This window comes from Cutibacterium equinum, assembly GCF_028021195.1.
Taxonomy (GTDB): Bacteria; Actinomycetota; Actinomycetes; order Propionibacteriales; family Propionibacteriaceae; genus Cutibacterium; species Cutibacterium equinum.
The window spans coordinates 2,273,706-2,284,088 of the sequence record NZ_CP115668.1 but is presented as its reverse complement, the minus strand read 5'-3'; the positions used below and the strand labels follow the sequence as shown (position 1 = coordinate 2,284,088).

Below are 10,383 nucleotides of genomic sequence, written 5' to 3'. Positions count from 1 at the left end.
GGTCACCCTGCCCTTGCCAACAGGGAGTTGACGGCGCTGATCACCTGGTCGGTGGAGCCGATCAACTGGCTGGGGATGCCCAGCTTGGTGAAAGTTGACTGCATCTGCGCCCACACGGCGGCATCCGATTGTTGTAATTGGCTGGCCAACTGGGTATCGGCCAGCAGGAATGACGGCACCTGCAACGCGTCCGAGGCACCCATCACGGACTGGCCGGAGGCTCGGGCCTCATCCAAACCGAGGTCTCCCACCACCACCGCGAAGATCTCATGCTGGATCGACAACCGGCCCAGCAGGCTGACCTGGGCGGCGCTGAACCTCTCCAGGCACATCACCAAGATCATGATGGTGCGTTTCTTCAGTCCCGAGATGATTTGGCCGAACAGTTCGTCCAGCACCGCCTGAGGCTGCCCGGGCTGGCATCCTGCCTCGATCTGGTTCAGCATCCGCTCCAATTCGGTTTCCTTGGTCGACGGCCTGGCCCAGGTCACATCAGTGCCCACACCCAGGCTCAGGCCGACATAGTCGGAATGCTGGGTGGCCAGGAAACCCAACAGTCCGGCAGCCATGATCGCCACCGAACTCTTGGCCTCGCCAGGGGTTTGAGAGCTTGCCGACATCTCGGCACCGCCGGCTACCACCAGTTGGACAGTGTGTTTGCGGTCGGCGATGTAGCGCTTCACCAGCACTGAGTTGAGCCTGGCGGAGGCCTTCCAGTCGATGTCCTTGACGTCATCGCCGACGACATATTCGCGCAGGTCGGAATAATCGAGGCTGCGTCCGGCCACCGTCGAGGCGTATTGGCCGTCCAACAGCCCGGCCACCTTACGCCTGGCCGGGATGGTCAGCGATGTCTTGATTCTGGTCAGGTGCGCCATGATTACGGGGTGGGGATGACGTCGAAGATGGCGTCGATCAGATCCTCGTGCTTGACCTGCTCGGCGGTGGCTTCGAAGGTCAGGATCAGTCGGTGACGCAGGACGGAATAGCGGAAGTCGACGATGTCCTCGGGCAGCACGTGGTCGCGTCCGTCCAACAAGGCCGACGCCCGGGCCGCGTTCAAGAAGGCGATGGCGGCGCGAGGAGAAGCCCCCAGTTCGAGGTATTTGGCCTTCTCGGCCTGCAGGAAATAGCCCGGGTCGCGGGTGACGCCGACGATGTCGATGATGTATTTCTTCAACTCGGGGCTGATCGTGACATGTTTCACCGCCTGCTGCAGCACCAGGATGTCGTCCAAGGTGACCCCCGAAGCCGGTACCGGCTGCTCGAACACCTGATCCACCACCCGGTCGAGAATCGTCAGTTCCTCGTCGGGGCTGGGGTAGGTCAGCACCTCCTTGAGCATGAACCGATCCATCTGGGCGAAGGGCAGTACGTAGGTGCCCTCCTCCTCGATCGGGTTCTGGGTGGCCATCACCAGGAAGGGTTTGGGCAGCGGGTAGGTTTCGTTGCCGATCGAGGTTTGGCGCTCCTGCATCGCCTCCAGCATCGCTGACTGGGTTTTCGCGCTGGAGCGATTCAGCTCGTCGAGCAGTAAGAAGTTGACGTGCACTGGCCCCAACTCGGTGCTGAACGCACCAGTCTTGGCGTTGTAGATCTGAGAGCCGATGATGTCGGCCGGCAGCAGGTCGGGGGTGCACTGGACGCGTCCGTAGCTGGCTGACACCGATTTGGCCAGGGTCGATGCTGCCAGGGTTTTCGCCAGGCCGGGCACGGATTCCAGCAAGATGTGGCCGTCGCTGATCAGCGCGACCAGCAGGCTACGCAGCAGGCGATGCTGGCCAACCAACCGCGACGACACGGCAGCCTCGATTGATCTCGTGATCTCTCGAGCCCTGTCAAAATCCTTGGCAGTGATCTCGTTATTCACCTGGTTTTCCTTTCCAATGCTCGCGAAAATCGAGCTGCTTTTCGTGAAGTTTCAGTTTTTCGTCCGGCGATTCAGCGGGAAGATCAAATTCGGTGAGTTGGGGCTGGAACCCCCACACCGCTCTCAGTTTGATCAGGGCAGGCAGGCCCACGACGGCGATGAGGATGCCCGAGCAGATCCCCCGGGCCAGATCCCAGCCGAACGACGTGGAGGCCGAATAGCCCCACAGCCGTACCAGGTTCGTCCAGGAATCCAGCATCGGGAAGAAGAAGTATGAGCCCTCCGGCTCCTGGGTGGGCCAGCCTGTCAGGTTCAACAGCACACCGGCCACAACGCCACCGGCCACCGAGACGGGGCAGGCCACCAACCACGCCCACACCGAGGGCAGCTTGTGCAGGAGACCGCCGAGCAGCCCGAACAGCCCCCATGCCAAGATCTGGCCGGGCATCGGTGTGGTGACTAGGTTGAGGGTCAGATGGGACAGCAGCGCACTCGTCCCTCCCACGAGAAAACCGACGGGGGCTCCGCCCGCGAGGCCCGCAAGCATCGGCAAGGCGTAGTTGAACTCGAACCCCCCGCCAGCATTCAACAGCTGCCTGATGAGGGTATTCGCCACCACCATGAGGACTGCCCAGCTGAGTGCGGAGCTGTCGCGGTAGGAGTCGAGCCATAGACAACACCAGGTGATCAGCAGCCACACCGCGGCCAGTAACAGCACCAGCAGGCTCTCGTCAGCGTATTGTTCTGCGGTCGCGGCGTGCCTGGGCCACAGGATCGGGGCGAACAGGAACACCGTCAAGATGCCGACGCACACCGTCAGGCTCGACCAGGTTCGCCAGCCCGAGGTCAATCCGAATCGTCTAACCATGGGGTCGCCAATCTGTAGAGATGTCCTGCCAACTGATCCGCGATGTCAGATGGAAGAAGTAGGGGCGCTCGTCGATGTGGGCCAAGGTGGCGCTTGGGCTGCCCTGGGCGATGATCTTGCCCTGGTTGACCACTGCCACCTGCCGAAACCGGGTGGCCGTCTCGATGTTGGTGGTCAGGATGATGGGGGACTGGTTGCCAACCAGGTTGGTCGGTGCGAGCCACAGATTGGGGCTGATCATGTGGTCGGGTTCGACGATCAGTGTCCCGGTGAGTAGGGCGAGCTCGCGGATGAGCAGCCGCTGGTGGCCCCCGGACAGCTTGGAGAACGGCATATTGGCGTTCAAACCAGCTTTGACAATGTGGTTCAGTGCCTCGTATTTGGCCAAGCCACTGGCTTTCTCAGCCTTGCGGCAGGCCTTGGCGACGGAGGTCGCACGGTCAGGTTTGGCCAGGGCCGTCACCTGGGTGGCCTCGGTCAGCTCAGCCTGAAACTCGGCCAGACTCTCAGCCGAAGGGCTGTAGATCACCGACGGGGCGTCCATCGGGCGAAGCAACTGGCCGCAGTCCAGGTCAAGGCTTTCAAGATTGGTGCTGTGAGGCAGATGCGGACGCGGGCCGAAATCGACGCCTTTCGTGGCCCCGCCGAGTTCGCTCAGCTTCACCCCGAGGTGCCGAGCCAAGATCTGGGCGCTGGTTGGCGCAATGGTGGAGGGCCACCAGTCGTCGGGGGAGCAGACGCGAGGGGTCGGCCCCAGTTCCAGCACCTTGCTTGCCCGCTCCAACAGCCAGGTGAGGGTGTGGTCGCTGACGACCACGGCCTTCCCGGCGCTGGCCTGTTCGGCGATCAGGTCGGCCACCGTGGCATGCCAACGTGATTCCAGCAGGGTCAGGGGTTGGTCCAGCAGCAGCACTGGCCCTGGGTGGCTGAGTGCGACGGCCAGGTTCGCCCTCACCCGCTGCGAGTCGGTGGCCTGGCGCACCCGCACCTCGGGGTTGGCGTTGGCGTCCAACTCGGCAACGATTCTCGGGTCCGCTCGCCTGCAGACCTCTCCAATGCGTGCCGACGGGTTGACCCACTGGCTGGAGAAGGCCGAAATCTGGCTGGCGTATTCCCCCGGGTGGCTGGAGGTGACGTCTTGGCCGCCGATGCTGATCCGTCCCTGCCGTCTGGAGCCGGGCGGCAACTGGGCCAGCAGGGCGTTGAGCAGCATGGAGGCTCCCGAGCCGTTGCGGCCCGCAATGACCAGGATTTCGCCGGGCTCGACCTCAGCGTTGACACCGTGGAAAACCAGCCCTGAGTGGGGCATCCACAGGCCAAGATTGTCAAATTTCAGCACGTCGAACCTTCCCGGATGCGAAGGCGATCTGGCCCAGGGCGACAGCGCTGAAAGCCAAGATCTCCCCGACGAACAGCAGGTTGTCCGGTAAACCCAGTGGTAGCAGCGCCAGCCACAGCACAATTGCGTCCAGCACGTCCACCCGGACCCTGCTCGGACGGCGGAAGGAGCGCACCGTCAGCCAGAGCAAGGCCAGTACCGCCAGCATCTGACCACCGGTGATGGGCGTTGACATCCCGTGGATACGCAGCCCGCCGAAGAATGAGAAGTAGAGCACCGACAGGACGACGATGAGCCAGAACACCACTATCGCCAGGTTCATCGTGCGCCGGCTGGTTTGTCCAGGGTTGGCACCTTGCCATTGGGCACGTAGTTGGGCGCCAGCGGGCGGGTTGGCGTTGCGCGACTGGGCGTAGGCGTCGGCAGCGAACAGCCAGGGGTAACACAACTCGGCGGCGCTACCGAACAGCCAGTCGACGATGTCGGCGTATTCCCCCGACGGGCAGGCCTGCACCAACAGTCCGGCCATGACGAAGATGGCGAAAACCACCGCGCTCGAGGTGGCTGTGGCCAACATGGTCTTGGCTGTGATCACGCCGCCGAACTCAGCCCCCGAGCCAAGTGAGAACTGCGGTATCACCAGGACCGCTTTGCCGTTGGCTTGCCCGCTGGCCACCAGTCTGGCTGTGAAGGTGAGCAGGGCGAGCACCAACCCCAACCCCATGGCCTGCCCGGTGAAGCTGAAGCGTGGCCCGGAGCGCAACATCGACAAGATCATCGTGCCGACAATGACGAAAATGGTCACCCAGGTGTCGGGGCGTGAGATCAGGGTCAGGCAGACCTGGATGAAGAAGCCTAGCCAGACCACGCCGGACAGGTGTCGCATCAGTGGTCCCCCGATCTGCGACGGCCTTTTATCACCGGGGTAACAGCCGCCAGGGCGCAACTGGCGGCCAGGGCTGAACCGAGGCCAATCAGCGCCGGCTTGACTGGGTGGTGGGTCGTCACTTGCACGGTGTCAAAGTTGCTGCCTACCGAGTTGAAGTCGAGGGGTTTCTTGCGGGGCTGGGGCTGCGCGTTCTTGGACGGGCGCACATGCCAGTAGTAGGGGGTGGAGGAGTCCGCAGTGATGTTTCGCAGCCTGAACATGTAGTCGCGGGGTGCCAGCCCTTGCGGTACTTGGTATTCGATGGAGGTGACCTCAGTGGCCTTCTTTGCCGTGGTGGGCTCGCCGGAGCCAACCTGATACCACGCCTTGTCGTCGGCCTGGTATTCGACGACATATTCCATTGAGCTCAACGAATTGATGAAATCCATCTGGATGGGCTGGCCGACCGGCTTGTCCGTGCCGAAACCGTCGCCCAGAACAGTCGGATTCTTGGAGCCGAAATGGGCGGCCGACCCGATGATGTCGGCCGGGTTGCCCGTCCATGTGGTGTCCTCAAGGCTGACCAACACCCACCCTCCGCCCGGTGACGGGGACGGGCCGGGCATCCAGCCTTCGCCTCGGCCTTGTGCGTCCAAGTTGACGGTGAACGGTTTGCCCAGCGGGGTCAGCCCGTCCGCCACGCCGTCGACCACCTTGATTTGGAACATCCGCAATCGGGCGGAGGTGTTCTCCTTGCCGGTGACGATCACTTTGATGACGGAGTTTTCGTAGACGTCACGCTTGGTGGAGACCGAGCAGGTGACCGACGTGTTGTAGCACAAGGCCGCGGTCTCGTTTGACACGTTCGCGTGGGCGGGGGTTGCTGGCGCCCAGATCAGCATTATCAACAACGCTGCCGAAATACGGGATAGGTAGCCCCTAGCCACGCTGCCTCCTGCTCATCCAAATCCAGCCGCCGGCGCATGCTGTGATCAAAATCACCGAGCCAATCAAGGCTGCCAACTGCGACTGGGCCTGGTCATCGCTCAATTCGTCACCTGCCGACGTGGGCCGCTCGTCACCAAACACTGCCGACGGTGTCACCTGCGGGGTGGCCGGAGGACTGGGGATGGCCGCCGCAGAGTTACTCGACGTCGACTCGGGCTTGCTCGGGGAGGAGGGCTCGGGTGATTCAGATGGCGTCGGCTGTGCCGGTGTACTCGACGGCTCGGGCGTGTGCGAGGCCTGAGGCTGCTCAGGCGATCGCGAGGGCTCCGGCTGCTGGCTTTGGGTAGGCAGGGGAGTCGGAGCCGTCGGTTGCTGGGTTGGTGGCACCGTGGGTGGGACGGTGGGTTTCTTGGTTGGTGGCACCGTCGGTGGGACGGTGGGTTTCTTGGACGGTGGCACCGTCGGTGGGACGGTGGGTTTCTTCGACGGCGGCACCGTGGGTTTGCTGGTTGGTGGCACCGTCGGTTGCACGGTGGGTTTCTTCGACGGCGGCACCGTCGGCGGGTTCTCGCCGGGGTCAGGGACATCGCCGCCAGTGTGCTCGCCAGGCTTGTCCTCGTCGCCAGGTTTGTCGCTGGGGTTGGGGACCTCGCCGCCAGAGGTGTTACCTGGACTGTCCTCACCACCGGTGCTGCCGCCGTTGCTGTTTTCGTCGCCGTTTCCGGCGCCCGGGCCGTTGCCGTTGCCGTCTCCAGCACCCGGCCCGTTGCCGTCGCCGCGACCGGGGCCGTCCCCGCCGCCTGGGCCGTCCCCGCCGCCGGGCTCAAACTGTGGGCCTTCGAATGGGACTATCTTGTCGTCGCTAAAACCGGTGTCGTCGCGGATTTTGACGAATACGAACAGGTTGATGTTGTGGTCCAGATTGGACGGATCGCCGCTCAATTTCGGGCGGTTGGGGTCCAATTCTGTCTTCCATGACCACCACTGGTTCTCGTCTCCCACACCCCAGTACCAACTTTGCTTGAAGTCTGGGTTGTCCTCGTAGATCCAGGTGGTCACATTGTTGTAAATTTCCTTGTCCGCCGGGATGTCAACTGCCATGACGGCACGTTTCTCGATTTCGTAAGCCTTGTAGGGGCCGTTGTCCGAGATCCGGCTGAGGTCACGCAAGCACCAGGCCTGCAGATACTTCGCCTTGCGGCCGTGCCCGCCTGGCCAGTCCTTGGGCAGCAGGTCGCGGTAGGGGATCGCCTTGTAATCCATCACCACGGTCAGGCCTTCGTTGTACTTGCACCATCGCACCGAGTAGGGGCCTTCGTCGTCTGCATGAGCGGGGACGGACATCAGCACAGGCGAGCCAACCGCAAGCAGCAATGCCGTCAGCAACCGCACAAACACGTTTCGCATGTCTCTTTGCCTTCTTCAACGTCGTCACGCGGGGTGCAAATCTTTGGTGTGTCGCAAACGCACAACTCGTGGCCCCACCAAAACGATGGCGCCTCGCCGCGGGTGTTGGGTTTTGGCCCATCACGCTTGGGCCGCAAAGATGGACGGAGCGCCCGGCCCAAGGAGCACTACCGTCGCCTGCAGTCTGGGCTTCCGGCTTGTGGGCGTACCCACTCACGGTTGCTGGCCAGCCCTGGATTCACACCAGGTTTCGCCCGAAAACGTAGACAAGCCTATGCTACTACTCATCTGGCTGACGAGGCCCATCGGGGTGCTTCACTGCTCGTCTGCACCGAGCGAGTGGCGCTGCTGAAACGTTGCTGAGGATGCCGGTAGGTCGGGCCTTTCGCTCGCTGTGATATTAGGTGTGCCGAGGCCTGCAAGCTGCCTAGGAATCACCCTTCAGGTTGCGATGGTGGCTGTAGTGAATGAGTCGGCGTCGGGCGCTACGACCCAGCACTTGCGCTCCCGAACGTGCAACTCCGGTCACCGGTCGAGTCGTCGAGTTGCCTTCGGTAGTCGTTTTCAGTATTGATCCCGGGATTGCCGACGCCGAAGCTTTTGGTGAGGCCCTCGGCGAGGGACTTGAGACCTGCGGCAACTGTGTCATCCTCAGTGGGGTCGACCTATTCAAGATTTAATCGCATTCTGACGCGGTTTGAGCGTCTCACAAGTAGGATTAGGCGTCAAGTTAGGCGTAGCCTTCTCCTTCCTTCAGGTCCCTCTTTGGGGGACCGTTTCGAGCTTCGCTCGCGCCCTCGGGGTCTGGGGCCAGCGGGGGTGCGGCCCCAGATGTTGATATTGACTCTCAAGTTGCCTTGGCGCGTTTTCAATCCTTCCCGCGCTGAGGCAGCTTTTTTGGTGTTGTTAGAAAGCTCTTTGATATTACTTCTGGCTCTGAAATGCGGAGTCAACAGAAAATTGGAAGGAAAAGAAATGAAAATCATAACTGATGGAAACAAGCTCTCTCAGTATGTAGAGCTAATCTCTCTGACTGGCTTGGAAGCCGCTTCAATGACTCCCAAGGAGAAGAAAGATAAAGACGGCAAAACTATTGGGATGAAAACACGGATTGACGGCAAGCCGTTGTACAGTCTCAGTGGCGTGAAAGTCCTGGCGAAGGATTTCGAGACCAAAGCTTTCAAGGAAGAGAGAAACACCTATGTGTCGGTAGTGGAGCCTCAAGATGTTGAGCCGCTGAAAAAGTACCGACTTGAAGGGCTGATTGTTGTGGAGTCCTTCTCCGGTAGGGATGGTCTCCTGACGACTATTCAAGCGGACAAGATTGTACCGCTCGGAGAAAACAAGTAAGAGATAGTAAACATTTGGGGGGCGTGGGTCGCTGAAGGTCTGCGCCTCCCCATTATTGTATATGGAAGGATTGAACATGATAACGTTAAACAGATATGAACACGTCGAAGAGTCTCGCCCTGAGAAAAAGACTCTAATGGAAAGATTCTTCTGGGCTCTTGGCTGGATGCTTGGCAGGATTATTTGGCTGATTATAGCTTTCGTTCGCACATTCTGGAGTTCGCTTCTCTATCTAACAGTGGCAATTTTCTTGACGACGAACTTTCGCTATGGATGGATACCAGCTTTACTCATCTTAGTCGCGCCAATGATGATTCCACAGACTCGCGTTTACTCATTTCTTATAAGAGACTGGCGGAGATGGATGACTCGCAGAACAGCAATGAGGGAAATAACACAGGGAAACGCGTTAATTCGGAAGATGGGTCTCGTCAACGCTTCTGACGATACAATTTACGGGGTCGGACTTGAAACTAAAGACACCGAGAGCATTCTCCATTACAATGAAACCATCGATGGATTGCCTCCTGAGCGACTTGTAGCTGCCTGTCGGTCATTTCAATCACAATTAGATGCTAAGCGCGTTAGAGTAAAGAATCTGGGCGCTGGCAAAATGGAGATTCATTTCATCCAGGAAGACCCCTTGGATGAAGCACTTCCCATCTTTGAGCCTTCGCCGCTTAATTTAAACATCATGAGTGTAGATGTAGGACGAGACGCAGACGGTGAAACCTTCAAAGTGAAACTGAAAAATGCGTCTGGCTTACTGCTGGGTGGTTTGCCGGGTGGTGGAAAGACTGCTGCCGCTTCGACGTTCGTCTTGCCTCTCGCGCTGGCAAAAGACGATGTTGACATGATGATTATTGACGGTAAAGGTGGCGCGGATTGGAGTGCTTACGAGAATCTGGTCTCCAAGTTCATCTCCGAGTCAACTTCGTTTGAATCCGTTAGAGATGAGTTAGTCAACGCTGTCCAGGAAATGAATGAGCGGATACAATCTAACGCCGATGTTCTTGGGCACTCAAACTTTTGGAGTGTGAGCCCTGAAACACGGCGACAAGCTGGGGTTAAACTCAAGCTGATTGTGATTGACGAATGTCAGGCGTTGTTTGATATGACAGGAGTCAACGACAAAGAAGAAAAGGCCTTGAGAAACGAGATAATCCGTGCTTGTACCGACCTGATAAAACGAGGACGAAGCGCTGGATTCTTTACAATCTTCATCACCCAGAAACCTACTTCTGAATCGTTGCCAACTGCCATTAGAGACAACTGTGCTCTAAAAATCTCATTGAGGGTGTCAACTCCCGAGACGGAGAAAGCAATTCTCGGTAGCTCACCTGATGATGCTATTGATGTTCCACGAGCAACGAACATTCCTTTGAGTCGTCCTGGCGGGGCTGTTGCGGAGTCTGAGAACGGAGAAAGAACAGAGTTTAGGTTCTACTTCTTCGATGAGAACGACATCAAGAACTACTTGAGGCAGATAAATTATCAATCTCACAACGGTATGTGAATTGTAAGGATGCGGAGAGGGCCAGCTGCGCGACGCGTCAGCGGAGCGAAGCGACAAGCCCTCTCCGTAGAATGGCTTACAAGATGGGCCCCCCATAGTATTACAGGGGGGCTTGTGACTTGTGATTTTTGGGAAAAAAGTTCGGTAGAATGCGAGTTGTAGGCCGATGAAAATTTGTGACTTTTTAGATTTTGTGATTTTTGAGGTGTGATTTTTA

Annotated in this window: 9 protein-coding genes and 1 pseudogene; 3 read left to right on the top strand and 7 right to left on the bottom strand. The window is 59.2% G+C overall.

Going from position 1 to position 10,383, the window contains the following annotated elements; all coding sequences use genetic code 11:
- Positions 1-2: 2 nt before the first annotated feature.
- The 7 genes from O6R08_RS10360 to O6R08_RS10330 all read right to left on the bottom strand — a co-directional run bounded on the left by O6R08_RS10360 (position 3) and on the right by O6R08_RS10330 (position 7,300).
- Positions 3-878 carry a DUF58 domain-containing protein gene (locus tag O6R08_RS10360; protein WP_271418032.1) on the bottom strand — a complete coding sequence of 292 codons (876 nt, stop codon included), beginning with the start codon at positions 876-878 and terminating at the stop codon, positions 3-5.
- Between the two features lie 2 nt (positions 879-880).
- A complete protein-coding gene (locus O6R08_RS10355) occupies positions 881-1,870 on the bottom strand; it encodes an AAA family ATPase (protein WP_271418031.1) in 990 nt (329 codons plus the stop codon).
- Positions 1,863-2,663 carry a hypothetical protein gene (locus O6R08_RS10350; protein ID WP_271418030.1) on the bottom strand — a complete coding sequence of 267 codons (801 nt, stop codon included), beginning with the start codon at positions 2,661-2,663 and terminating at the stop codon, positions 1,863-1,865. The genes O6R08_RS10355 and O6R08_RS10350 overlap by 8 nt, the downstream gene beginning before the upstream one ends.
- Positions 2,664-2,730: 67 nt before the next feature.
- Positions 2,731-4,077 (bottom strand): ATP-binding cassette domain-containing protein, encoded by a 1,347-nt coding sequence (locus tag O6R08_RS10345; protein ID WP_271418029.1) that lies wholly within the window; start codon positions 4,075-4,077, stop codon positions 2,731-2,733.
- Positions 4,064-4,963: a hypothetical protein gene (locus O6R08_RS10340; protein WP_271418028.1), complete on the bottom strand. Its 900-nt coding sequence runs from the start codon at positions 4,961-4,963 to the stop codon at positions 4,064-4,066. Before O6R08_RS10340 ends, O6R08_RS10345 begins: the two co-directional genes overlap by 14 nt.
- A complete protein-coding gene (locus tag O6R08_RS10335; RefSeq protein WP_271418027.1) occupies positions 4,963-5,808 on the bottom strand; it encodes a hypothetical protein in 846 nt (281 codons plus the stop codon). Before O6R08_RS10335 ends, O6R08_RS10340 begins: the two co-directional genes overlap by 1 nt.
- Before the next feature lie 76 nt (positions 5,809-5,884).
- The gene (locus tag O6R08_RS10330; protein WP_271418026.1) at positions 5,885-7,300 is read right to left on the bottom strand and encodes a hypothetical protein; all 1,416 of its coding nucleotides are present in this window, start codon (positions 7,298-7,300) and stop codon (positions 5,885-5,887) included.
- 467 nt (positions 7,301-7,767) lie between these two features.
- On the opposite strand from O6R08_RS10330, the pseudogene O6R08_RS11470 reads away from it, so the two are divergent.
- The 3 genes and pseudogenes from O6R08_RS11470 to O6R08_RS10320 form a co-directional block, all read left to right on the top strand.
- Positions 7,768-7,959 (top strand): annotated as a pseudogene (locus tag O6R08_RS11470) (hypothetical protein); the annotation flags it as partial.
- A gap of 172 nt (positions 7,960-8,131) precedes the next feature.
- On the top strand, positions 8,132-8,650 hold the full coding sequence (locus O6R08_RS10325; RefSeq protein WP_271418025.1) for a hypothetical protein: 519 nt from the start codon (positions 8,132-8,134) through the stop codon (positions 8,648-8,650).
- Positions 8,651-9,071: 421 nt separating this feature from the next.
- A complete protein-coding gene (locus O6R08_RS10320) occupies positions 9,072-10,166 on the top strand; it encodes an FtsK/SpoIIIE domain-containing protein (RefSeq protein WP_271418024.1) in 1,095 nt (364 codons plus the stop codon).
- The last annotated feature ends 217 nt before the right edge of the window (positions 10,167-10,383 follow it).

Coding starts and splice junctions, on each gene's coding strand:
- O6R08_RS10340 (WP_271418028.1), bottom strand. CDS start 4,963: ATGCGACACCTGTCCGGCGTGGTCTGGCTAGGCTTCTTCATCCAGGTC.
- O6R08_RS10360 (WP_271418032.1), bottom strand. CDS start 878: ATGGCGCACCTGACCAGAATCAAGACATCGCTGACCATCCCGGCCAGG.
- O6R08_RS10330 (WP_271418026.1), bottom strand. CDS start 7,300: ATGCGAAACGTGTTTGTGCGGTTGCTGACGGCATTGCTGCTTGCGGTT.
- O6R08_RS10325 (WP_271418025.1), top strand. CDS start 8,132: ATGTTGATATTGACTCTCAAGTTGCCTTGGCGCGTTTTCAATCCTTCC.
- O6R08_RS10320 (WP_271418024.1), top strand. CDS start 9,072: ATGGGTCTCGTCAACGCTTCTGACGATACAATTTACGGGGTCGGACTT.